The 23,290-nt window shown below is 71.9% G+C and carries 21 protein-coding genes; 4 read left to right on the plus strand and 17 right to left on the minus strand.

Going from position 1 to position 23,290, the window contains the following annotated elements; genetic code table 11:
* Positions 1–4: 4 nt before the first annotated feature.
* On the minus strand, positions 5–937 hold the full coding sequence (locus tag RGQ06_RS18645; protein ID WP_432427885.1) for a 1-phosphofructokinase family hexose kinase: 933 nt from the start codon (positions 935–937) through the stop codon (positions 5–7).
* A 119-nt stretch (positions 938–1,056) separates the two neighbouring features.
* On the opposite strand from RGQ06_RS18645, the gene RGQ06_RS18650 reads away from it, so the two are divergent.
* The gene (locus RGQ06_RS18650) at positions 1,057–3,060 is read left to right on the plus strand and encodes a thioredoxin domain-containing protein (RefSeq protein ID WP_432427886.1); all 2,004 of its coding nucleotides are present in this window, start codon (positions 1,057–1,059) and stop codon (positions 3,058–3,060) included.
* On the opposite strand, the gene RGQ06_RS18655 is transcribed toward RGQ06_RS18650, so the two are convergent.
* The 5 genes from RGQ06_RS18655 to RGQ06_RS18675 form a co-directional block, all read right to left on the minus strand.
* On the minus strand, positions 2,988–3,647 hold the full coding sequence (locus tag RGQ06_RS18655; protein ID WP_432427887.1) for a nitroreductase family protein: 660 nt from the start codon (positions 3,645–3,647) through the stop codon (positions 2,988–2,990). The two genes, RGQ06_RS18650 and RGQ06_RS18655, sit on opposite strands and share 73 nt — an antisense overlap.
* Positions 3,648–3,652: 5 nt before the next feature.
* Positions 3,653–4,795, minus strand: a complete 1,143-nt coding sequence (locus RGQ06_RS18660; protein ID WP_432428236.1) for a patatin-like phospholipase family protein — start codon at positions 4,793–4,795, stop codon at positions 3,653–3,655.
* Positions 4,719–5,384: a hypothetical protein gene (locus RGQ06_RS18665; RefSeq protein WP_432427888.1), complete on the minus strand. Its 666-nt coding sequence runs from the start codon at positions 5,382–5,384 to the stop codon at positions 4,719–4,721. Before RGQ06_RS18665 ends, RGQ06_RS18660 begins: the two co-directional genes overlap by 77 nt.
* A 94-nt stretch (positions 5,385–5,478) precedes the next feature.
* Positions 5,479–9,102: a DNA polymerase III subunit alpha gene (gene dnaE / locus RGQ06_RS18670; RefSeq protein WP_432427889.1), complete on the minus strand. Its 3,624-nt coding sequence runs from the start codon at positions 9,100–9,102 to the stop codon at positions 5,479–5,481.
* 149 nt (positions 9,103–9,251) lie between these two features.
* Complete coding sequence (locus RGQ06_RS18675; RefSeq protein ID WP_432427890.1) at positions 9,252–10,112, minus strand: hypothetical protein; 861 nt, start codon at positions 10,110–10,112, stop codon at positions 9,252–9,254.
* A gap of 169 nt (positions 10,113–10,281) precedes the next feature.
* On the opposite strand from RGQ06_RS18675, the gene RGQ06_RS18680 reads away from it, so the two are divergent.
* Positions 10,282–10,758, plus strand: coding sequence for a hypothetical protein (locus RGQ06_RS18680; protein ID WP_432427891.1), 477 nt, complete (start codon positions 10,282–10,284; stop codon positions 10,756–10,758).
* A 7-nt stretch (positions 10,759–10,765) separates the two neighbouring features.
* On the opposite strand, the gene RGQ06_RS18685 is transcribed toward RGQ06_RS18680, so the two are convergent.
* Together RGQ06_RS18685 and RGQ06_RS18690 are read right to left on the minus strand one after the other, a co-directional pair.
* Positions 10,766–11,284: a proteasome activator gene (locus RGQ06_RS18685; protein ID WP_432427892.1), complete on the minus strand. Its 519-nt coding sequence runs from the start codon at positions 11,282–11,284 to the stop codon at positions 10,766–10,768.
* A 40-nt stretch (positions 11,285–11,324) separates the two neighbouring features.
* The gene (locus RGQ06_RS18690) at positions 11,325–12,428 is read right to left on the minus strand and encodes an alkaline phosphatase family protein (protein ID WP_432427893.1); all 1,104 of its coding nucleotides are present in this window, start codon (positions 12,426–12,428) and stop codon (positions 11,325–11,327) included.
* 63 nt (positions 12,429–12,491) lie between these two features.
* On the opposite strand from RGQ06_RS18690, the gene RGQ06_RS18695 reads away from it, so the two are divergent.
* Entirely contained in the window at positions 12,492–12,962 is a 471-nt protein-coding gene (locus RGQ06_RS18695) for an RrF2 family transcriptional regulator (RefSeq protein ID WP_432427894.1), read from the plus strand.
* Here the strand turns inward: RGQ06_RS18695 and RGQ06_RS18700 are convergent.
* The 3 genes from RGQ06_RS18700 to RGQ06_RS18710 are packed head-to-tail and all read right to left on the minus strand — an operon-like array spanning position 12,955 to position 15,057.
* A complete protein-coding gene (locus RGQ06_RS18700) occupies positions 12,955–13,875 on the minus strand; it encodes an RluA family pseudouridine synthase (protein WP_432427895.1) in 921 nt (306 codons plus the stop codon). The two genes, RGQ06_RS18695 and RGQ06_RS18700, sit on opposite strands and share 8 nt — an antisense overlap.
* Positions 13,872–14,432: a signal peptidase II gene (gene lspA / locus RGQ06_RS18705; RefSeq protein ID WP_432427896.1), complete on the minus strand. Its 561-nt coding sequence runs from the start codon at positions 14,430–14,432 to the stop codon at positions 13,872–13,874. The genes RGQ06_RS18700 and lspA overlap by 4 nt, the downstream gene beginning before the upstream one ends.
* Entirely contained in the window at positions 14,413–15,057 is a 645-nt protein-coding gene (locus RGQ06_RS18710; RefSeq protein ID WP_432427897.1) for a TraR/DksA family transcriptional regulator, read from the minus strand. Before RGQ06_RS18710 ends, lspA begins: the two co-directional genes overlap by 20 nt.
* Before the next feature lie 118 nt (positions 15,058–15,175).
* Between RGQ06_RS18710 and ileS the strand changes: the two genes are divergently transcribed.
* Positions 15,176–18,367, plus strand: coding sequence for an isoleucine--tRNA ligase (gene ileS / locus RGQ06_RS18715; RefSeq protein ID WP_432427898.1), 3,192 nt, complete (start codon positions 15,176–15,178; stop codon positions 18,365–18,367).
* A gap of 9 nt (positions 18,368–18,376) precedes the next feature.
* Here the strand turns inward: ileS and RGQ06_RS18720 are convergent, their stop codons facing one another.
* The 6 genes from RGQ06_RS18720 to RGQ06_RS18745 form a co-directional block, all read right to left on the minus strand.
* A complete protein-coding gene (locus tag RGQ06_RS18720) occupies positions 18,377–19,885 on the minus strand; it encodes a hypothetical protein (protein WP_432427899.1) in 1,509 nt (502 codons plus the stop codon).
* A gap of 140 nt (positions 19,886–20,025) precedes the next feature.
* Complete coding sequence (locus RGQ06_RS18725; protein ID WP_432427900.1) at positions 20,026–21,000, minus strand: DivIVA domain-containing protein; 975 nt, start codon at positions 20,998–21,000, stop codon at positions 20,026–20,028.
* A gap of 48 nt (positions 21,001–21,048) precedes the next feature.
* The gene (locus tag RGQ06_RS18730; RefSeq protein ID WP_432427901.1) at positions 21,049–21,291 is read right to left on the minus strand and encodes a YggT family protein; all 243 of its coding nucleotides are present in this window, start codon (positions 21,289–21,291) and stop codon (positions 21,049–21,051) included.
* Between the two features lie 13 nt (positions 21,292–21,304).
* The gene (locus RGQ06_RS18735) at positions 21,305–21,898 is read right to left on the minus strand and encodes a cell division protein SepF (RefSeq protein ID WP_432427902.1); all 594 of its coding nucleotides are present in this window, start codon (positions 21,896–21,898) and stop codon (positions 21,305–21,307) included.
* Positions 21,899–21,920: 22 nt separating this feature from the next.
* Positions 21,921–22,625, minus strand: a complete 705-nt coding sequence (locus tag RGQ06_RS18740) for a YggS family pyridoxal phosphate-dependent enzyme (RefSeq protein WP_432427903.1) — start codon at positions 22,623–22,625, stop codon at positions 21,921–21,923.
* Entirely contained in the window at positions 22,622–23,287 is a 666-nt protein-coding gene (locus tag RGQ06_RS18745) for a polyphenol oxidase family protein (RefSeq protein WP_432427904.1), read from the minus strand. The genes RGQ06_RS18740 and RGQ06_RS18745 overlap by 4 nt, the downstream gene beginning before the upstream one ends.
* Between the last annotated feature and the right edge of the window lie 3 nt (positions 23,288–23,290).

The raw sequence follows: 23,290 nt of genomic DNA on the forward strand, positions 1-23,290 counted from the left end.
CGCCTCACCCGGCGACCTGCACCTGGGGCAGCAGCGCGTCGACGTCGGGGCGGTGGCAGAGGTCCGTCCCCGGCGTCATCGCCGCTGCGGAGCCGGCGGCCACGCCTCGACGGATTGCCTCGACGAGGGGCTCACCGGCGATCAGGCCGGCGACGATCCCGGCGACCATGGAGTCGCCGGCGCCGACGGTGCTGGCCACCGTCACCTCCGGCGCGGCGTAGCGGGTGGTGGGGCCGTCGCGAGGGACGAGCAGCGCGCCGTCACCGCCGAGGGAGACGGCCAGCGCTCCCACCCGGCCCCGCTCCAGGACCTGCCGGGCTGCGAGCTCCACCTCGTCCAGATCCGCGGGGATCCAGCTGACCAGCGAGGCCAGCTCGCGGCGGCTGGGCTTCACCACGTCCGCGCTGCTCTCGAGCGTCCGAGCCAGTGCCGCACCCTTGGCGTCGACGACGGTGGTGGCGTGCTCGAGGGTGTCGCAGAGCGTGCGGTAGAAGTCCTCCGGGACACCGGGCGGCAGCCCGCCCGAGAGCACGACGACGTCGACCTCGGCGGCGAGCGACTCGATGTCGGCCAGCATCGACCCGTGGTCGGTGATCGACGGCCCGGGGAGGACGATGCGGTACTGGTGGCCGGTCTTGCGGTCGCTGACCGCGATGGACTCCCGCGTCACGCCGTCGATCCGGTGGGCGACCGCGTCGATGCCCTCGTCGGCGGCCAGGGAGAGGAGCTCGTCACCGACCGCGCCGCCGACCGCCATCCACGCCCGGCTCCCCACCCCGAGGCGGTCCAGGACGCGAGCGACGTTCACGCCGCCGCCACCGAGCTCCCGACGGTGGTCGAGCGCCTCGAGCTTGTGGTCGGGGACGAGGTACTCCACGGACACCGCCACGTCGAGCGCCGGGTTGACGGTCACGGTCAGCACGCGGGGCGATGCCACGTCACTCCTCTCACCGAAGGGCCTGCGAGGGGCACCCTACGGCGACGCCGCAGTGCGCCTGTCGCGCCGATCGTCGACGGGACGTTGCGAGGACCGTCCCCGGTGGGAAGGGTGGGGGCATGAACCGCCTCGCCCAGGAGTCCAGCCCCTACCTGCGCCAGCACGCAGAGAACCCGGTGCACTGGCAGCCGTGGGGACCCGAGGCGATGGCCGAGGCGGTCGAGCGCGACGTGCCCATCCTGCTGTCGGTCGGGTACTCCGCCTGCCACTGGTGCCACGTGATGGCGCACGAGTCCTTCGAGGACGAGGCCACCGCGACGGTGATGAACGAGCACTTCGTGAACGTCAAGGTCGACCGGGAGGAGCGCCCCGACGTCGACGCCGTCTACATGGAGGCGGTCCAGGCCATGACCGGGCGCGGCGGCTGGCCGATGACGGTCTTCCTCACGCCGGACGGGCGTCCCTTCTACGGCGGCACGTACTTCCCGCCGACCCGCCACGGGCAGACCCCCTCGTTCGTGGAGCTGCTGGAGGCGGTGCACGACACGTGGGCGACCAAGCGGGACCAGCTCTTCGAGCAGGCCGACCGGCTCACCGAGGTGCTCGGGCAGGGCGGGCGGATGCAGGCCGGCGCGGCCGTGCCCGGGCCGGAGGTCCTCGAGCACGCCATCAACCAGCTGCACCAGGCCTTCGACGAGGACTGGGGCGGGTTCGGCGGCGCACCGAAGTTCCCGACACCGCAGAACCTCGACTTCGTGCTTCGGGGCCTGGCCCGGACAGGGGTCGAGGAGCTGGCCACCATCGCCGAGACCACGCTCGACGCCATGGCCTCGGGCGGGATGTACGACCACCTCGGCGGCGGCTTCGCCCGCTACTCAGTCGACCCCCACTGGGTGGTCCCGCACTTCGAGAAGATGCTCTACGACCAGTCCGGCCTGGTCCGGCTCTACCTGCACGGGCACCTGGTCACCGGCCACGACCGGTACGCGCAGGTCGTCGAGGAGACGGTCGACTACGTCCTTCGGGACCTGCGACAGCCCGGTGGCGGCATCGCCTCGGCCGAGGACGCCGACTCCCTCGACGCCTCCGGCCACAGCGAGGAGGGCGCGTTCTACACCTTCACCCCCGACGAGGTCCGGTCCGCGCTCGTCGATGCCGGGCTCGGCGACGGCGTCGAGGACGCGCTCGCCTGGTGGGAGCTGGACCGACCGGCCAACTTCGAGGGTCGGTGGATCCCGGTGCGCACCCACCGCCGCGGCGACTGGCACCGGCCGCCGGCGATCGAGGCGGCGCGACAGGCGCTGTTCGAGGCCCGGGCCACCCGCCCCCGGCCGGGACTGGACGACAAGGTGCTCACCGAGTGGAACGCCCACTGGGTGTCCGCCCTCGCCGAAGCCGGGTTCACCCTCGGCCGCCAGGACTGGATCGACGCGGCCCGGGAGACCGCGTCGTTCCTGCTGTCGTCGCTGCGGCGCGAGGACGGTCGCTGGCTGCGGTCGTGGCAGGCCGAGACCGGCGCCAAGCACCTGGCCTTCGCGGGCGACCACGCCGCCCTCGTCGACGCCTTCACCCGGCTGGCCGAGGCGACGGGCGAGGCCCGCTGGATCGCCGAGGCCCGCTCGGTGGCCGACGTCATGCTCGAGCTGTTCTGGGACACCGACCAGGGCGGCCTGTTCACGACCGGGAGCGACGGCGAGCAGCTGGTCGCCCGGGACAAGGACCTCCAGGACCAGGCGCTGCCGTCGGCGAACTCCACCGCTGCGGTCGCGCTGCTGCGCCTCACGGCCCTGACCGGCGAGACCCGCTACGCCGGGCCGGCCGCCGGCATCCTGCGCCTGTCCGGCGAGCTGGCCGGGCGGGTGCCGTCCGCCTTCGGCGTGCTGCTCGGCGCCATCGACCTCCACACCACCGGCACGACCGAGATCGTCGTCGCCGGGGATCGTCCCGACCTCCTCGACGCGGTCCGGCACCGCTGGTTGCCCAACGCCGTGCTGGCGTGGGGCGAGCGCTACGACTCCCCCCTGTGGGCCGACCGCGACGACGGTCGGGCCTACGTCTGTCGCGACCACACCTGCCAGCTGCCGGCGTCGTCCCCGGAGGAGCTCACCGCCCAGCTCCCGTGATGGAGGACGTCGTCGAGGGCGGGGCGGGGGCGGCCGGCGCTGCGGCCCGGCTCGTCGGGCGCGGGCCAGCCGAGCGCGATGGTGCCGACGGCGCGCTGGTCCTCGGGCACACCGAACGCGGCGCGCACGGCGTCCTCGTGATCGAACTGGCCGAAGAGGCAGGCTCCCAGGCCGGCGGCCGTGGCCAGGAGCAGCAGGTTCTGCACCACGGCTCCCCCGTCCACCCACCAGTACGGCACGGGCCACGCGTCGGTGCCGGCGCCGAGGCCGGTGCCGGCCTTGTCCGCCTCGCCGTAGCGATCGGCGTAGGCGTCCGGGCACACGTAGGGCACGACGAGCACCGGCGCCGCCAGCAGCCCCTGCCAGCGGAAGCGGGACCGGGCTTCGGGGGCAGGCATGGTCGTGGCCCAGTAGCGGTCGACGTCGTCGTCCCGGAGCACGAGGAACGACCAGGGCTGGGTGTTGCCGGCCGACGGTGCGCGGCGGGCCAGGTCCAGCAGCCGCTGCAGCAGGTCCTCGGCGACCGGCTCGTCGGTGTAGCGCCTGACCATGTGGCGGGCCGAGAGCAGCCGGGCCAGCTCGTCCACGGGCGTCAACTCGAGACGGCGTCCTGCACGCGGTCGAGGACGCTGCGGGCGTAGGGGGTGGCCAGCTGGCGCGACGCCGACTCGTAGGCGACCCGGGCGACTCGCTCGTTTCCGTGCCGGCGCATCATGTTCAACCCGCCGAAGGCGTTCAGATCCTCCTCGGTGGGTCGCAGCAGCAGCACGGCGGCACCGGTGCCGCGGACCTCGGCCAGCTCCCGCTCGAGCTGCCGGTGGGCGTGGAGCCGTCCGACCTGGTGGACGAGCGCGGGTCGGGGGGCGGTGTCGAAGGCCATCGGGACGACGCCGATCACGACGTCGGCGGCGATGCCGGTGGCGAGGTCGAGGTTGCTGGTGGAGTGCACGCCGCCGTCGACGAGGGTGCGCCCCCGCACCCGCTGGGGCTGGAAGAAGGCCGGGATGGCACACGATGCCTTCACCGCGGTGGGCAGATCGGCGCGCACGGGGTCACGGCTGCCGAGCACGACGCGCCGGCCGGTCCGCACGTCGACGGTGACCAGCCACAGAGGACGCTCGGGCCACTCCGTCGCCAGCACCTCGGCCATGGTGTCCTCGGCGTCGTCGATGGTGAAGAAGCCACCCGGGAAGGCCCGACGGAGGAACGCGGGCAGCGGCGGCACCGGCATCCGCAGTGCGGAGCGCTGGAGCACGTACATCGACCCGAGGAGGCGCCGCATGGCATCGACGGGACCGTCCCAGGCCGCGGCCCACGGGCTGCGCTGGTCGTGGTGGCCGATGACCGGGTGCTCGCCGAGCGAGGCCTGGTAGAGGTCCTCGGTGGTGAGGCCGCTGCGGAGCATGGCGCCGACCATCGAGCCCGCCGAGGTGCCGATGACGAGATCGGCGGCGTCGGGGCGGATGCCACCGACCTCCTCGAGGGCCCGCAGGACGCCGGCGTGGTAGGCCATGCCCACCGTGCCGCCGGCCCCGAGGACGAGGGCGGTGCTCAGGTTGAGACCTCCGCGACGCGCCCACGTCCTGTGGCCGTTGGGATGGCGGCTTCGCCGCCGTAGATCGCCGTGCTCATGGTCGCCTCGCCTGGCGGCTCGGCTCCTACGCCAGCTTCTCGAGGTCCTCGGCCATGGCCCAGCCGAAGGCGATGACGCACTCGCCGGACTCGGGGTCGAGATCGGCGAAGAACTCCTCGTACTCGGCGACCCGCTCGCGCTTGACGCACTCGTGGTCGAACACGACGGGCAGCGAGCCGTCGCCCTTCACCCGGAACTGGCGATCGGCGTAGCGGGACGGGACGATGCCGTAGCGCTTGGCCAGGCGACGGCCCCAGGCCCGCTCCTCGCCCGAGGCCTTGTGCTCACGGCGCGGGATGAGGTCGGAGAGGGCCTTGAAGGCCTCGTAGCCGGAGGGGTCGGTGAGCCGGGCGGCGACCAGGACGTCCTCGTCCGGGAAGGCCAGCACGGCCCGGCGGAGCTCCTCTTGCATGATCGCCCGCAGCACGGTGTCCCGCTTGGACGAGCGCTTGATGGAGCCCATGCCGATGAGCACGCAGGGGGTGCCACCGATGCGCTCGAGCGTCGAGAAGGTGAAGCCCTTGAGCTTGCCGTCCTCCCGGGCCTGGGAGACGAGCACCCAGGACTCCGCTTCCTTGGTGATGGCCCCGATCTCGTGCGGGAACGGGCTCTCGGCGCACAGATCGGCCAGTTCGGCCAGCTCGACGTCGCTGAGCCCCGTGCAGTCCTTCGTTTCGACCTCGATCGACATGCGTGTGGAAGCCCCCGTGTTGCCGGCCTTGTGGTCGCTCCAGTCCACTCGCTTCGAGGGGCACCGCGCAAATCACGCCGAACAGCTGTGCGCCCTACTCCACCAGAGCGGCGGGCCCGAGCAGGACCCGGATCTCCGACACCAGCCCGGTCTCCGCGTCCACGCCGTAGGCGGGTGGGAGGCGCAGGACCTTCTCGTCGCCGAGGTGCAGCAGCACCGGGTGATCGCCCGGGTGCTCGAGGAGGATCTCCTTGAGCTGGGCGATGAGCTCGGCGGTGAGGCGGTTGGGCATGACCCGCAGGCGGAAGGGCGTCGCCGAGTCCGACACGCCCTCGACGACCTCGATCTCCATGGCGATGAGCTTCGGCGTGTCGTCGCGCTTGTCGATGCGGGCCTTGACCAGGACGATGGCGTCGTCCTCCAGCTTGTGGCCGTGCTCGGTCATCGTGCGGGGGAAGACCATGGTCTCGATGTTGGACTTGAGGTCCTCGAGCACGAAGACGCCCATCAGGTCGCCCTTTTTCGTCCACTTGCGCTGCAGGTTGGTGATGACGCCGCCGACGGTCTTGATGGCCCCGTCCTCGCACTCGGCCAGGGCGTCGAGGCCGATCTCGGTGCGTCGGGCCAGGAAGTCCTCGGCGCCGAAGAGGGGGTGGTCGGACACGTAGAGCCCGAGCATCTCCTTCTCGAACGCGAGCTTCTGGGCCTTGGGGAACTCGACGTCGGGGATCTCCTCGCGCTCGTCGAACCCGAAGCCCCCTCCCCCGCTGGTGCTGGTGTCGTCGCCGCCGCCCATGGCGTCGAACAGGCTCATGACCCCGGCCTCGGCCTCCTTGCGGCGGGCGATGGTGCGGTCGATGATCGACTCGAACACCATCAGCAGGCCCTGGCGGGGGTGCCCCACCGAGTCGAAGGCGCCCGCCTTGATCAGGGCCTCCACGGTCTTCTTGTTGAGCACGCCGAGGTCGACGCGCTCGCAGAAGTCGTAGAAGTCGGCGTACGGGCCGTTCTCGTCGCGCTCGGCGATGATCAGCTCGCAGTGGCCGGTGCCGACGCCGCGCACTGCGGACATGCCGAACACGATCTCCCCGCCGACGATGGCGCCGGCGTCGTCCCGCTTCAGCTCGGGGGCGAAGTCGACCAGCGACCGGTTGACGTCGGCGACGGTGACCGGGATCTCCATGGCCCGGCACTCGGCCAGGTACACGGCCGCCTTGTCGAGGTTGCTCTTGACGCTGGTGAGCAGCGCCGACATGTACTCGGCCGGGTAGTTCGCCTTGAGGTAGGCGATCTGGTAGGCGATGAAGCCGTAGCCGTAGGAGTGGGACTTGTTGAAGGCGTAGTCGGCGAAGGGCTCGATCATGTCGAACCAGGCCTGGCCGGTCTCGGTGCCGTAGCCAATCCGCTCGGAGCCGGCAACGAACTTCTCCCGCTCCTTGGCCATGATGTCTCTGGACTTCTTGCCCGCAGCCTTACGGAGCGAATCGGCGTCGGCGAGGGAGTAGCCGGCGAACTTCTGGGCCAGGCGCATCATCTGCTCCTGGTAGATGCAGAGGCCCCAGGTGGTGCCGAGGATCTCGTCGGCGTCGGGATGGATGTAGGAGATCTCCTGCCGACCGTTCTTGCGATCGGCGTAGTCGTTGTGCATGTTGGCCGCCATCGGGCCCGGCCGGTACAGGGCGACGAGGGCGGCGACGTCCTCGAACGTGTCCGGGGAGAGCGAGCGCATGAGGGCGCGCATCGGCGGTGACTCGAGCTGGAACACGCCGATCGTCTGGCCGGCGCGGAGCAGGTCGTAGGTCTTTTCGTCCTCCAGGTCGACGTGGTCGATGTCGGGCATGTCGCCCCGGGTCATCTGGATGAGGTCGAGGGTGTCGGAGATGATGTCGAGGTTCCGCAGCCCGAGGAAGTCCATCTTCAGCAGGCCGAGGTCCTCGACCCCGTGCATCTCGTACTGCGTGACGACCGGGGCTTCCTCGATGGGCTTGCCCGGCTCCGGCTTGCGCTGGATGGGCAGGTAGGTGGTGAGGGGCTCCTTGGTGATCACCACCGCGGCGGCGTGGATGCCGTCGGAGCGGCGCAGGCCCTCGAGGCCCTTGGCGACGTCGATGACCTCCTTGGAGATCGGGTCGCTCGAGTACATCTCCCGGATCTCGGTGGCCATCTTGTAGCCGTCGATGTACTTGGGGACCTCCTCCAGGCAGGCGTAGAGCGGGGTGTCGCGGCCCATGATCAGCGGCGGCATCGCCTTGGCGATGCGGTCGCCGGTGCCGTAGTCGTGGCCGAGCACCCGGGCGGCGTCGCGCACGGCCTGGCGGGCCTTGATGGTGCCGAAGGTGATGATCTGGGCAACGTTCTCGCGGCCGTAGCGCTCGGCCGCGTAGCGGATCATCTCGTCCCGGTAGCGGGTGTCGAAGTCCATGTCGATGTCGGGCATGGAGATGCGGCTCGGGTTGAGGAACCGCTCGAACAGCAGGTCGTACTTGATGGGATCGAGGTCGGTGATCCAGAGCGTGTAGGCCACCGCGCACCCGGCCGCCGAGCCACGACCCGGGCCGACCCGGATCTCGTTGTCCCGGGCGTGCTTGATGAGGTCCCAGGTGATGAGGAAGTAGCTGGAGAACCCCATGTCGCCGATGACCTTGAGCTCGAACAGGAGCCGGTCGGTGACCTTGTCGTCGAGGGTGCCGCCCCAGCGCTTCTTCGCGCCCTCGAACACGAGGTGGCGGAGGTAGTCGTCATCGCTGTCGAAGCCGGGCGGCAGCGGGAAGTTGGGCAGCTGGGGCTTGCCGAACTCGATCTCGACCTCGCAGCGCTCGGCCACCCAGAGCGTGTTGTCGCACGCCGTGGGCAGCTCGCGGAAGAGGTACCGCATCTCCTCGGCGGACTTCAGGTAGTGGTCGTCGCCGTGGAACTTGAAGCGGTTCTTGTCGCTGACGAGGGAGTTCGTCTGGACGCAGAGCAAAGCATCATGCGAAAGAGCATCTTCGCGGTGGACGTAGTGGCTGTCGTTGGTGGCCAGCAGCGGCGCCCGGATGGCCTTGGCCAGCTGGGCCAGGCGGGGGTTGGACCACTGCTGGGCGGGGATGCCGTGGTCCTGGAGCTCGACGAAGAGGTTGTCCCGACCGAAGATGTCCTGCAGGCGCCCGGCCAGCTTGACGGCGTTGTCGAAGCGCTCGTCCTCGGAGAGCGGATCGGCCTGCTGCTTGTCCGGGTCCATGATCGCCTTGGGGACCATGGCCTGCAGCACGTGGCCGCCGAGGCACCCGGTGGTGGCGATGAGGCCCTCGCTGTGCTCCTCGAGCAGCTCCCAGTCGATCTTGGGCTTGCGGTAGTAGCCCTCCATGAAGGACCGGGACGCCAGCTGGATCAGGTTCTTGTAGCCGACCTCGCTCTCGGCCAGGAGGGTGAGGTGGTACCAGGGCTTCTTGCCGCCCTCGCCCTCGCCGCCCGAGTCGTCCATCTTCCCGCGGGCAGCGATGCGCTCGGTGCGGTGGTCGTGGGCCATGTAGGCCTCGGTGCCGAGGATGGGCTTGACGCCCTGGTCCTTGCACGCCCGGTAGAAGTCCAGGATCCCGTACATGTTGCCGTGGTCGGTGATCCCGAGGGCGGGCTGTCCGTCGGCCGCGGCCGCCGCCACCAGCTCGTCGAGGCGCGCCGCGCCGTCGAGCATGGAGTACTCGGTGTGGACGTGGAGGTGGGTGAACGAATCCGCCACCAGGGCCCCTTCGCGACGACGGCTTCCACAGGGACATCCACAGCCGCTGTCCACAGCTGTGGACGAATCACATCGGTGTGATTCGTGGGAGCGAACCGTAGCAGGGGCCCGCCGACAGCTGGCGGGCCGGGGTCAGGTCCGAGGCGTGGTCAGCTCCGCGGCGTGGCGTGCTCGGCCTGGTCGATGGCCTTCCACTCGGCCAGGTGGCGGTCCAGCGCGTCCTCGTCGCCGGGCACCGTGACGATGTCGCCGTCGACCGTGGCTCCGCCGGCGCCGTGCTCGGCGAGGAAGGCACGGATCTGCTCCTCCAGGCGGACCTGGAAGACCTGGGCGCCCTCCCCCGCGGTCTCGGGGAGGATGGTGGCGATGCGGTGGCAGGACCCATCGAAGCCGTGGGCGACGCGATCGATGGTTCGGATGCCGTCGTCGAGCTTGGCGCCGAGCTGGCGCAGCAGCGACTTGCGCCTGCGGGCCGGGAGCGCGCTGACCGCCGCGGCGTCGATGGCGAGGAACGACACCGAGAACACCGTCTGGTACCGCTGGGACCGGGCCTTCTCGAGGTCGACGTCGGTGAGCAGGAACCGGGCGTTGTTGACGCCGGTGAGGTCGTCGACCTGGTCGTAGAGGTCGAGCTTGTCCAGCGACATGGACAGCGTGCCCGAGGCCCAGCCGCCCACGGCGCCGAAGAGGAAGTAGGCGATGGCCCGGGTGACGATGAGGGCGGAGAACTCGCCCCATCCCACGGCATCGATGGCATCGGCGCGCAGGACGACGTAGACGCCGGTGGCGGCTGCGGCGCCGATGAGGCCGCCGGGCAGGCGGAACCACAGCAGGAGGAGGAAGATCGGTGCGAACAGCAGGGTCGCGACCACCTCGGTGGTGTCGACGCTGCGGACCAGCAGCACGGCGACGAGGACGGCCAGGATGGCCAGACCCACGAGGCTGAGCATGAGGCGGGCGCGGCCGTAGCCCATGCGGGCCAGCCGCGCCGACATGTCCTGGGTCGCCATGGCCGGACAGTACCCGCACCCCGTCCGCTGCTGGATGACCCTGAGGAGGCGAGCCGCCAGGCGAGCCGACCCATGTTGCGGTGGTTCGTGGCGGCGGAGCCGTCACGATCTCGAGCCCACGACGACGTAACGCGTACGCGACAGACGTTCTGTGGTTCCATGAGCGCTGATGTGGCTGCTCCCGATGTCGCTCCGGGCGAAGATGGCGACGGTGATCCTGCTCGGGATCTTCTTCATCCCCTTCGCCACGTCGGACCTGCGCGGGCTCACCCACGTCCTCACCTGCACCGACGCGGTGTCGGCCTCGCTGCTGGTCGACGACACCGCGGACGACGACACGTCACCCGTGCTCGGCTCGGCCGACACCGTCACCCGCGACGAGGTCGGCCTCGGCCTGTGCGGCGGCCTCGAGGTCGACCTGCAGCTCACCTCGGCGCGCGACGGGCGGGCCGAGGTCCTCGTCGCCATCACCAACACGACCGAGCACGACTGGAAGGGCAGCGTCGAGCTGCGCTTCGACAGCACCCCCGTGCCGGTGGCCATCGGCAGCATCGCCCAGGGCGCCACCGAGCGGGACACGGTGGAGCTGCGGGTGAAGCGGGGCGAGGCCTACGAGATCACGGGCACCCTGCTGATCGGGCCCTGACGGCCCCCTACAGGTAGGTGCCCGGCGGGTGGCCGGGACCGCGCTCGCCGTCGGGACGTTGGCCCGACTCGAGCTGGTGGCGCATCTGCTCGAGCTGCTGGCGGGCCGCCGCCTGCTGCGCGAAGAGGGTGGCCTGGATGCCGTGGAACAGGCCCTCGAGCCAGCCGACCAGCTGGGCCTGGGCGACCCGCAGCTCGCCCGCGGACGCCGGGGTGTCGCCGAAGGGTGAGGCGAGCCGGCGCAGCTCATCGGCGAGGTCGTCGGACAGCGCACCGGAGAGCTCCTGCACCGACTGGTCGTAGATCTCCCGGAGGCGGTCGCGGCCGGCCTCGTCGAGATCGGCCGAGCGCACCTCCTCGAGCAGCTGGCGGATCATGGCGCCGATGCGCATCACGCGACCGGGCTCCTGCACGGCCTCCTGCTGCTGCTCGCCGTCGTCGGCGGCCTCGGCGGCAGCGGCGATCAGCTCGCCGTGCTCCACCGCCTCGTCGCTCTCGGCAGCGGTTGCGCTCTCGGAGTCAGGCACGTGGTCCTCCTGTGGTCGTCGGCGGGGCGGCCGGAGCCGCTCAGACGGTGGCGGCGAGGAACGGGACGAGCATCTCGTCCGCGGTCAGCGAGCCGTGGCGCCCGATGAGCTGGTACGGGCCGGTGTCGGCCGGATCCACGTAGGCCACGGGCTCGCGGGCGACCAGGGCGACGTCGCCCAGGCGGGCCCGCACGTGGTCGAGGACGCGTGGGCCGAACCAGCCCTCGTCGACCATCTGGTCGCGGCTCAGCACCCAGCCGGTGTCGGTGTGGGCCTCGGCGGCCTCGAGCAGCTGGCGGGCGCGGCCCGGGCGGGCGTGGAGCCAGCGGAAGCGGCCCTCACCGCTCTGCATCGACAGGTGGGGGCGCACGCCGGGATCCAGCTCGACGAGCCGGTCGCCGACCTCGACCTGGCCGTGGTCGGCGGTGATGGCGAGCACGGTGCCGGCGGGCAGCACCTCGAGCAGGTCGGCCACGAGGTGGTCGACCCAGCGCAGCTCGTTGTCGTAGTGGTCGGCGAGGCCGTACTCGTGGGCGACCTTGTCGATGCCCTCGTAGTAGGCGTAGACGAAGGGCTCGCCGCTGCGCACGAGGCGGTTGACCTCGGTGACGAGCGTGCCCATCGTGCGGTAGCCCACGAAGCGGGTGCCGCCGAGGTGGGCGTCGGTGAAGCCGGTCTCGGAGAACTCGGCCTTGGTGACCACCGGTGGGCGCTGGCCGCCGAAGGGTTCGTGGAGCTGGAACTCGCCGGGCGGCATGGACCGGCGGGCGTCGCCGTCGGCCGTGGCCCAGCGCAGCACGTTGAGGACCTGGCCCTCGATCGACATGCGGTAGCCGATGACCCCGTGCTCGCCGGGCGGCATGCCGCTGACGATGGAGGTCAGGGCGGTGGACGTGGTCGACGGGGCGACCGTGGACACCGGGCCGCCCTGCAGGACAGAGGTGATGGTGGGGGCGATCGCACGGCGGTCCTGGAGCTGGTTCCAGCCCAGGCCGTCGAGGGTGAGCAGCACGGTGGACTGCTCGGCACCCGCGAGGGCACGGGGCACCCAGTCCGCGAGCTCGTCGGGGGGGTCCTGGACCACGGCGGCCACGTTGCACACGCAGGCACCGGCGTAGTCAGGGATGAGCGGTTCATCAGCCACTGCCCGCCACGCTAGCGACCGCCACCGCGGACACCGCCACCAGGGGTGCCTACGATGCCAGCCATGCGCGTGTCGACCAGAGGGGACTACGCCAGCAGGGCTCTGCTGTCGCTCGCCCTCGACGGCGTCGACACCCCCGTCTCGGTCCGGGACATCGCCGCCCGCACCGGGCTGCCCCAGCCCTACCTCGAGCAGATCCTGCTCGCGCTGAAGGGCGCCGGGCTCGTGCGCTCCAAGCGCGGCGTCGGCGGCGGCTACGTCCTGGCCCGGTCCCCCGAGGACATCACCCTCGGCGACATCGTGTCCGCCGTCGACGGCCCCATCACCCTCGGCGACTTCGGCGAGCCCCACACCGACGGCGCCTGCGACCACCAGGGGCAGTGCGTGCTGCTGGCGGTCTGGGCCGACGTGGGCGAGCACATGCGCCGCCACCTCGACGGCCTCCACCTGGCCGACCTGGCCCGCATGGCCAACGGCGAGCAGCCCTGGCCGGCGCCGCCCCACGACGACGGCCTCGACGCAGCGATCAGCTGAGGCGGGCGAGGACCTCGCGGAGGTCGGCGGGGAGGGGGCTGTCGGCCTCGACCGGCTGGCCGGTGACCGGGTGGCGGAAGGCGAGGTGCTCGGCGTGGAGGAACTGGCGGGGCGCGGGCAGCGTCTGGCGCACCCCGCCGTAGCGGGGATCGCCCACCACCGGGTGGCCGATGCCGCGCAGGTGGACGCGGATCTGGTGGGTGCGTCCGGTCTCGAGGTGGCAGACCAGCTCGGTGACCGGCACGGGCTCGTCGTAGCGGCGCACGACCTCGTAGCCGGTGCGGGCTTCCCGACCCCCGACGACGATCCCCATCTTGGTCGGGTCCTTCGTCGACCGGCCGATGGGGGCGTCGACCTGGCCCCGGGGCTCGGTGACGTGGTCCCAGACCAGGGTGCGGTAGCGGCGGACGATGTCGTGCACCCGGAGCAGCTCGGTGAGCCCGGCGTGGGCCTCGGCCGTGCGGGCCACCGCGAGCAGCCCGGAGGTCTCGCGGTCGAGGCGGTGCACGATGCCGGGCCGGAACGGCTCGCCGACGTCGGCGATCTCCGGGTACCGGGCGAGGAGCCCGTGGACCAGCGTGCCGGTGGGGTTGCCGGCACCGGGGTGGACCACGAGGCCGGCCGGCTTGTCGATGACCAGCAGGTGCTCGTCCTCGTGGACCACGTCGACGGGGACGTCGGGATCGGCCTCGACCGTGAGCTCCTCCGGCCCGGCGGGCACGTCGAGGGTGAGTCTCTGGCCCTCGTCCAACCGATCGGCTCGGCGGGTGCGGACCTCGCCGTCGATGCGGACCTCGCCGGCGTCGATCAGCTCGCCGGCGACGCTGCGGGGCACGTCGCAGAGCATGGCCACGATCCGGTCCAGCCGCTCGCCGGCCAGGGCTTCGGGCAGCTCGGCGTCGAAGGCGGTCATGCCCCAGTCTCCTCTTCAGCCGGCTCGTCCAGCGCATCGGTGAAGAAGCCCACCACGAGCAGCAGGCCGATCCCGACGGTGAGCGCGGCGTCGGCGAGGTTGAAGACCGGGAACCACTGGAGGTCGACGAAGTCGATCACCGCGCCGCCGAGGACGCCGTCGTTGCCGTCCCGGAAGACCCGGTCGACCATGTTGCCGAACGTGCCGCCGACGACGAGTCCGTAGGACGCCAGCACCCACGGCGAGCGCTGGTTGCGACCCGACCACAGCAGGAACGCGACCACGACCAGGGCGATCACCGACACGATCGGGCCGCTGTCGGAGGTGAGCGAGAACGCGGTGCCGGTGTTGTAGATCACCCGCAGGCGCAGGGTCCACACCAGGTCGATGATCCGGGTGGGCTCGGTGAGGGCCTCGAGCGCCCACCACTTGGTCAGCTGGTCGAGGACGACCACCAGCGCCGTGACGGCACCGATGACCAGGAGCGGACGCCGGGGCCGCGGGGCGGGGTCGCCGGGCGTCGTGGGGGCCGTCGTCTCAGCGCCGACCGAACCCACCGACCTTGTACTCCACCTTCTCCCGGGCCCACGGGATCGCCTCGAGGCGCTCCTGCGGGATCGGCTCGCCGGACACCTCGCAGATGCCGTAGGTGCCCTCGTCGAACTTGGTCAGGGCGTGGTCGATCTCCTCGATCATGTCCATCGCCTGGGCCGCGAGCGCGAGGTCGCGACCTCGCTCGACGGCGATGGTGTCGCCCTCGCCCGACTCCTCGTCGAACTGGACGTCGCCGGGATCCATGTCCATGACGAGGCTGTCGGCCTCGGCGCGGAGCTGCTTGGCCTGGCGCTCGTAGGTGTCGCGCTCGGCGTGGAGGAGCTTGCGCATCTTCTCGAGGAACTTCGAGTCGAAGTGGGAGGACTTCTTGGCGCGGCCGGACTTGGCCGGCGCCTTCTTCGCGGTCGACTTGGTCGATGCCGCCTTCGTTGTCGACTTCGACGAGGCCTTGGTCGTGGCCTTGGTCGTGGCCTTGGCCGACTTCTTGGCTGCGGCCTTCGTGGCCGCCTTCTTCGTCGTCTTGGACGTGGCCTTGGCCGCCCCGCCGGAGCGGGCCTTGTTGGCCGCCGCCTTCTTCGTCGTCGCCTTCTTCTTGCTGGCCGCAGAGGCCTTGCTGGCACGTGCCACGTGGTGCTCCTCCGCACAGGGGAGCCGAGAGCGTACGCCGCGCCGCGAGCACCGGCAAGGACCCCCGGCCCCGCCCAACCCTTGGGGCGCCACGACCGGGCGCCCCTACCATGGCGGGATGCCTGCGAACGACGGACGCCCAGGGTCGGGTCGCTACCCCGACGTCGACGCCCACCCCTCGTTCCCGGAGCTCGAGAAGTCGATCATCGGTCGCTGGGAGGCGGAGAAGACCTTCGAGCGCAGCATCGACCAGCGCGAGGGCGGCGACGAGTTCGTCTTCTACGACGGTCCGCCGTTCGCCAACGGGCTCCCCCACTACGGGCACCTGCTCACCGGCTTCGTGAAGGACGCGGTCCCCCGCTACCAGACGATGCGGGGCAAGCTGGTCGAACGCCGCTTCGGCTGGGACTGCCACGGCCTCCCGGCCGAGATGGAGGCCGAGAAGCGCCTCGGCGTGTCGGGCCGCCTCGCCATCGAGGAGCTCGGCGTGGACACCTTCAACGAGGAGTGCCGCATCCTCGTGTCGGGCACCGCGGACTCGTGGAACTCCTACGTCCGCCGCCAGGCCCGCTGGGTCGACATGGCCAACGACTACAAGACCATGGACCTGTCCTTCATGGAGTCGGTCATGTGGGCGTTCAAGACGCTCCACGACAAGGGCCTCGCCTACGAGGGCCAGCGCGTCCTGCCCTACTGCTGGGAGTGCGAGACGCCGCTGTCCAACTTCGAGACCCGCATGGACGACGCCTACCGGGAGCGCCAGGACCCCGCCGTCACGGTCTGGTTCGAGCTGACCTCGGGCGACCACGCCGGCAAGCGCCTGCTGGTCTGGACGACCACGCCGTGGACGCTGCCCTCGAACCTGGCCATCGCGGTCGGACCCGGCATCACCTACGCCGTGTTCCGCGAGGCCGACGGCACCGAGTACGTGCTGGGCGCCGACACGGTCGAGAAGTACGCCGGCCAGCTCGAGGACATGGAGCAGGTCGCCACGGTGACGGGCGACGAGCTCGTCGGCGCCAACTACACCCCGATCTTCGACTTCTTCGCCGGCACCGAGAACGCCCACCGGATCCTCGGCGCCGACTGGATCGACACCGGCGAGGGCACCGGGTCGGTCCACATCGCCCCCGGCTTCGGCGAGGACGACAAGGCGCTGTCCGACGAGCACGGCATCCCCACCATCGCCCCGGTGGACGAGAAGGGCGCGTTCACCGCCGACGTGCCGCCGTACGCCGGCATGCAGGTGTTCGACGCCAACAAGGACATCGTCCGCGACCTCAAGGCGCGCGGCGTCATCGTCCGCCACGACTCCTACCTGCACAGCTACCCGCACTGCTGGCGCACCGACACGCCCCTCATCTACAAGGCCGTGTCGTCCTGGTTCGTCGACGTCACCGCCGTCAAGGAGCGGATGCTGGAGCTCAACCAGCAGATCAACTGGGTGCCCGACCACGTCCGCGACGGCTCCTTCGGCCGCTGGCTGGAGGGGGCGCGCGACTGGTCGATCTCCCGGAACCGGTTCTGGGGCTCCCCCATCCCGGTGTGGAAGTCCGACGACCCCGCCCACCCGCGCCTCGACGTCTACGGCTCGATCGAGGACCTCGAGCGCGACTTCGGCGTGGCCGTCACCGACCTGCACCGTCCGATGATCGACGAGCTGACGCGGCCCAACCCCGACGACCCCACGGGGAAGTCCACGATGCGGCGCATCCCCGACGTGCTCGACTGCTGGTTCGAGTCGGGTTCGATGCCCTTCGCCCAGGTGCACTACCCGTTCGAGAACCAGGAGTGGTTCGACGGGCACTTCCCGGGCGACTTCATCTGCGAGTACATCGGCCAGACGCGCGGCTGGTTCTACACGCTGCACGTGCTGTCGACGGCGCTGTTCGACCGCCCCGCGTTCTCCAACTGCGTCGTCCACGGCGTGCTGCTCGGCGACGACGGCCAGAAGCTGTCCAAGCGCCTGCAGAACTACCCCGACCCGGTCGAGGTGTTCGACACGATCGGCTCCGACGCCATGCGCTGGTCGCTGCTCAGCTCGGCGGCCGTGCGCGGCGGCGACATGGTCGCGGCCAAGGGCCCGATGCAGGACGCCGTGCGCCAGGTGCTGCTGCCCATCTGGAACGCCTGGTACTTCCTGGCGCTCTACGCCAACGCGGGCGAGTCGCTGCGCGCCGGGCGCACGCTCACCGCCGACGACGTCACCGCCGGCTCGGTCACCCACGTGCTCGACCGCTACGTGCTGGCCAAGACCCGCCAGCTCGTCGAGTCCGTCACGGCCCGGATGGATGCCTTCGACCTGTCCGGCGCGTGCGCCGACGTGTCGTCGTTCCTGGACTCGCTGAACAACTGGTACATCCGCCGCTCGCGCGAGCGGTTCTGGGGTGAGGACCAGGTCGCCGTCGACGTGCTCCACACCGTGCTCGACCACCTGTGCCGCGTCTCGGCTCCGCTGCTGCCCCTGCTCACCGAGCAGGTCTGGGGCGACCTCACCGGCGAGGGCTCGGTGCACCTCACCGACTGGCCCGACGCCGACTCCTTGCCCCACGACCCCGAGCTGGTCGTCCAGATGGACCTCGTGCGCGACATCGCCTCGGCCGCCAAGTCGGTCCGCGAGGCGCGGGGCCTGCGGCGCCGGCTGCCCCTGCAGACCCTCACCGTCTCCCTGGCCGACGCCGCCGGCACCGACAACGCGCACCTCGAGGCCTTCCGCGGGCTGCTGGCCGACGAGGTCAACGTCAAAGACGTCGTGCTCGCCGAGGCCGGCTTGCTCGGCGCCGAGCGCTTCGAGGTCGACCTCAAGGTCGTGGGTCGCCGCCTCGGCAAGGACACCCCGACCGTGGTCAAGGCCATGCAGTCAGGTGACTACACCTACGACGCCGACGCCGACGAGCTCATCGTCGGCTCGCACCGCTTCGGCCCCGACGACTACGTGCGCAAGCTCGACGCCGACCAGCCCGAGGCGACCGCGGCCCTCGCCGGCGGGGCCGGCCTGGTCCGGCTCGACCTCACCGTCACCCCCGAGCTCGAGGCCGAGGGCCTGGTGCGCGACCTCGCCCGCGAGGTCAACGAGGTCCGCCGCAAGGAGGGCCTCGACGTGTCCGACCGCATCCGCCTCGTCGTCGACCCCGGTCACCACGACGAGCTGCGCGCCGCGATCGAGGCCCACGAGGGCCTCCTCACCGACTCCTGCCTCGTCACCGACCTGGAGCAGGCGCCGCACGACCGGCCCCTGGCCGACGGGCACCGCGTCGAGGTCGGTGCCGGGCTCGCCGCCCACGTCGCCGTCCACCGCACCGGCGCCTGACGCCGGCGGTCAGCCCAAGCGGCTGGCGATCTCGTTCAGGATCGTCTTGCGGCCGGCACCGTCCGCTTCCCGAGCCTGGACCTGACGGAGCTGGGCCTCGCTCAGGCCGGCGAGCTTCGGGCGGATCTGGGCCACGGTGAGGGTGTCGTAGTCGGCGATCGGGAACTTCGGTGCCGCCGCCTGCTTCGTGGCCCGAGCGGACTTCTTGGCCGACCGCTTGGTGGTGGCCTTCTTGGCGGTGGCCTTCTTCGCAGTGGCCTTCTTGGTCGCCTTGCGGGCCGGCGCCTTCGTGGCCCGAGCGGCGGCCGTCGGGGCCGGCCCGCCGGCGCCGAGGCGGCGCTCGATGTCGGCGACGATGGTGCGGCGGTTGTCGCGCGCGACCTCGTGGTCCAGCACCGCCCGCAGCTCGTCGTGGGAGAGCCCGGCCAGCAGCGGCCGGATCTGGGCGACGGTGAGGCCGTCGTAGCCGGCGATGGCGAGCATGCTCGACCCGGCCGGCTCGGGCGCCGGTGCGGGACGGGGTTCGGGAGCCGGGGCGGGCTCGGGAGCCGGCTCGGCCCAGGTGCCGTCGCGATCGGCCCTGGCGCCGACGGCGTCGACGAGGCCGAGCTGGCGGTCGATCTCGGCGATGACGCTCCGGCGGCCCTGCCCGGCGACCTCGCGGGCCTTGACGTCCTCGAGCTCGTCGTCCTCGAGCTGGGCGAGCAGCGGCACGATCTGGTCCACGCCCAGCTCGTCGTAGGCGGCGATCGGGAAGACGAAGCCGTCGTCGTCCTCGTCGTCGGACAGGGACGGCACCTGGGGTGGGGCCGGGGCGGGCCGGGGCGTTGCAGGGGGCGTCGACAGCGCATCGTTGCGGGGCGACTCGGCCACGGCGGCGGCCGGCGCGGCCGCCGGGGCGAAGGCGTCGTCGGCGTCGATGCTGGCCGCTTCGAGGGCGTCGGCGTCGGTGCCGGTGGCAGCCAGCTCGTCGAGGCGGTCGAGGATGGCCGCCCGGTTCTTGCCGGTGCGCTCCCGCTCGGCGACCACACCGAGCTCGTCGGTGTACAGCTGGGGCAGCAGCGGCATGATCTCGGCGACGGTGAGGTCGTCGTAGTCGGCGATCGGGAACTCGACGTCGAACTCGCCGTCGTCGGCCCAGTCCGCATCGGTGGTCCAGTCGTCGCCGGCTGCGCTGGTGGCGGGGTCGTCGACCAGGGCGGGGGCGTCCTCGGCGTCGATGACCTCGGGCTCCTCGGCGGCGACCACGGTCTCGGGCGTGGTGGCCCCGGGCGTGATGGTGGTGGGATCCACCTCGGTCGACTCGTCCTCGGCGCCCTCGGGCGGGATCGGGGTGGGCGCCACGAGGTCGGTGTCGGCCTTGGGCCGGGCCCGCCGGAAGGCCAGGTAGAGCACGACGGCGGCGGTGAAGCTGGCGGCGATCGAGAGGTAGATCAGCGTCAGGGTGTCTGCGAGCAACCCCACCACCAGCAGGATCGTCGCCAACAAGACGAGGCCGAAGCTCACGAGGACCAGCACGTTTACGTCACCTTCCGAGAACCCGCACGGCGGCGGGGATCATAGACAGCGGCCCGCGCGACGGAGCGAAGTGGGCACAAGGGAACTCTTTCGACGCCGGGCGCCGAACCCCTGCCCAGGCGGGCCAGACGAGCGGGCAGCTACCGGATGGCGTCGGTACCGAAGAACGCGCCGTTCGTCGGTGCCCGATCGTCGTCGAACACCGCGTGCTGACGGCTGATCTCGGGGGCCTGGGCGACCGGGACGGCCTGGGTCGGCTCGTCGTCGTCGAAGAGCGCACCGGTCGGTCGACCATGCACGTCCTCGGCGGATCGGGCATCGACGACGTCGTCGGTGTCGGCGGCCTCAGCCTGCTGCGGGGCGGGCTCGTCCTCGGCCACGACCTCGTCGCCGGTGTCCGTGCCGGTGCCGGTGCCGGTGGTGCCGATGTCGCCGCCGTGGATCTCGGGGGCGGGCAGCTCGCGCAGGGCGTCGGGATCGTCGACGAGGCGCTGGAGGTCCTGGGCCGCGGTGCGGAGACGGCTCCGCTGGCCCTCGAGCCAGCCACGCAGCGAGTCGACGTCGGCGGAGAGCACGTCGCGGTCCTGGCGCAGAGCGAGGACCTCCGCCTCGATCGAGCGGCGGGCCTCGTCGCCGGCCTGGCGGGCCTCGGCCTCGGCCTCGGCCCGGGAGCGGGCCAACATGTTCTCGGCCTCGCTGCGCGTGGTGCTGGCCACGGACTCGGCCTCGGCCCGGATGCGCTCGGCCTCGGCCCGGGCGTCGGCGATGGCGGCCTCGGCGGTGCGTTCGGCGGCGATGAGGATCCGCATCGGCTCCTTGGCGAGCTCGGGGTCGGGCTCGGCGGCCGGGGACGTCGCCACCGGCTCGGGCATGACCTCGGCATCGGGCTCGGAGCGCGGGACCTCGGCGGCGGCCGGCGCGGCGCCGGTGGCGCGCAGCTCGACCAGGGCGGCTTCGGCGCGCTCGGCCCGATCGAACTCGGCCCGGAGCCGGGCGAGCAGGACGTCGAGGCCCTCGGCGCAGCGCTCGAGGAAGTCGTCGACCTCGTTCATGTCGTAGCCCCGGCGAGCGGGAGCGAACTTGGCCTCGAGGAGCAGATCAGGCGTCAGATCCATGGCCACGATGCTAGGCGTCCCCGCCGTCAGGACTGGGTGATGGTGGCGCTAGCAGATGATGCCGGCGAGCAGCTGCAGGCCGATGATCACGATGAGCGGCGAGAAGTCGATGCCGCCGAAGCTCGTGCCGATGGCCCGGCGCACCGGGAGCATCACCGGGTCGGTGACCCGGGCGATGCCCATGCGGACCTGGTGCAGGCCGCCGCCGGGCTCGGTCGGGAACCACGACAGCAGCGCCCCGGCGATGATGACGATGACGTACAGCTGCAGCAGCGAGCAGATCAGGCCCACGGTCGGATCCTCGTCAGCGGCCGCCGGCGAGGCGTCGCCGCTCTTCGGCGGACACCTCGACCCCGGACGGCGTGATGAGGTAGACGCCGGGCGTCACCCGCTCCATGTTGCCGCCGAGGGCGTAGCACATGCCCGAGGAGAAGTCGATGAGCCGACGGGCGAGGTCGCGGTCGGCGTCGGACAGGTCCATCACGACGGGCTGGTTGGCCTTGAACCGGTCGGCGACGTCCTTGGCTGCGTCGAACGACGTCGGCGTGACGACGGTGGGCTTGGCCGAGGTGGGGCGCATGGGGCGCACCGTAGGCGTCTCCTCCCGCTGGGGCGCGCGTGCGGGTGCTTCGGCCTGTCCACGCGGGGGCAGCGGGCGGACCGCACCGGTGGGCCGGCCGCCCTGGCCGCGGCCGTAGGAGCCGACGGGCTCCTCGGGCTCGGGCGGGGGCTGGTGGACGCGCGGTCCGCCGGGGCCCTGCTGGCCGCCCCAGCCGCCGCCCTGGCGGGTGGGACCGCCGGGCGCGGGGCGCGCCGCGTCGTCGTAGCGGTAGTCGTCGTACTCCTCGTCGGGCGCCAAGCCCAACCAGACCATGGCCTTCTGGAACACGCCAGCCATCGGTGCCTCCTCGTCTCGTCGGTCAGTCTCGCACGGTCGGTCGCGTGGGCCGCGAACCGTCTCGGGTGGGTCGGGGTCCGAACAGAGCCGTACCCACGCGGATCATCGTCGTGCCCGACCGGACCGCCTCGGCCAGGTCGCCGCTCATGCCCATGGACCGCTCGGGCAGCCCGAGGTCGTCGGCGAGCGAGGCGGTGGCGGCGAATGCCGATTCGGTGGCGGCGGCGTCGCCTGCCACGCCGACGGCCATCAGCCCGACGACGTCGAGGCCACCGTCGCGGGCGCGTGCGACCAGGTCGGGGGCCTCGGCGAGCGAGGCTCCTCCCTTGCCGTCCTCGGCGGCCGCGTTGACCTGGATCAGCGCCCGAGCCCCCGGGGCGCGCTTCGCGACCTCGTCGACGACGGAGGCCCGGTCGAGGCTCTGCCAGCAGGCGACCCGGTCGGCGACGAGGCGCACCTTGTTCGACTGCAGCCGTCCGATGAAGTGCCACGAAGGCGCGGGCAGGTCGGCGGTGGCGGCCACCGACTCGGCCTTGTCCTGCAGCTCCTGGGCGTAGTTCTCCCCCAGCTCGACCAGCCCGGCGCGCAGGGCGGCGATGGGTGCCTCCGGGCCGAAGCCCTTGGTCACGGCGACCACGGTGATCCGGTCGGGATCGCCACCGGCGTCGCTGACCTGGCCCAGCACCCGCTCGAGCGCGGCGGTGACGTCGGCGGCGTCGATGGTCATGCCACGTCCTCCCACCCGAGGGACGTGCCGAGCTCGGCCGCTGCCGCGTGGCGCCCGGCATCGCCCCGGGCCCGGTGCGAGAAGTAGCGCCCCGGCTCGCAGGCGGTGCAGCCGCCGAAGTCGTCGACCGCCCGTGCGCCGAGGGCGGCGCGGATGCCGGCCAGCAGGTCGAGGGCCGGGGTGCCCCAGGCCGTCTCGGCGCGGACATCGTCGCCGCAGCGCGCCGCGACCTCGTCCAGCTCCGTCGCGCCGAACTCGTAGCAGCGGGCCCGGATGTGGGGGCCGGCGGTGGCGCGGATGTCGGTGGCGCCGAGGCGCTCCATCGATTCGACCGTGGCCTCCAGGACCCCGCCGAGCAGGCCGCGCCACCCGACGTGGGCCGCTCCCAGCACCTCGGCCCGGCGGTCGTGGAGCAGGACGGGGACGCAGTCGGCGGTGTGGATGGCCAGCACCGCGCCCGGGACGGCCGTGACCGCGGCGTCGGCCTCCTCGCCGGCGTGCTCGCCCGGTTCCGTCACCGTCACGACCCGGGCGCCGTGCACCTGGCGCAGCCACGTCCACGGCGCGTCGAAGACGCCACGGCGCCGGTGCTCGAGGTCGACAGGGTCCCCGCCGACGTGGAAGTCGCCGATCTCGCGGGTGGTGAAGGCGAACCGGGCCACCCC

Origin of the sequence: Salinilacustrithrix flava (genome assembly GCF_041228405.1) — a bacterium.
In the GTDB taxonomy this organism is placed as follows: domain Bacteria; phylum Actinomycetota; class Acidimicrobiia; order Acidimicrobiales; family Salinilacustritrichaceae; genus Salinilacustrithrix; species Salinilacustrithrix flava.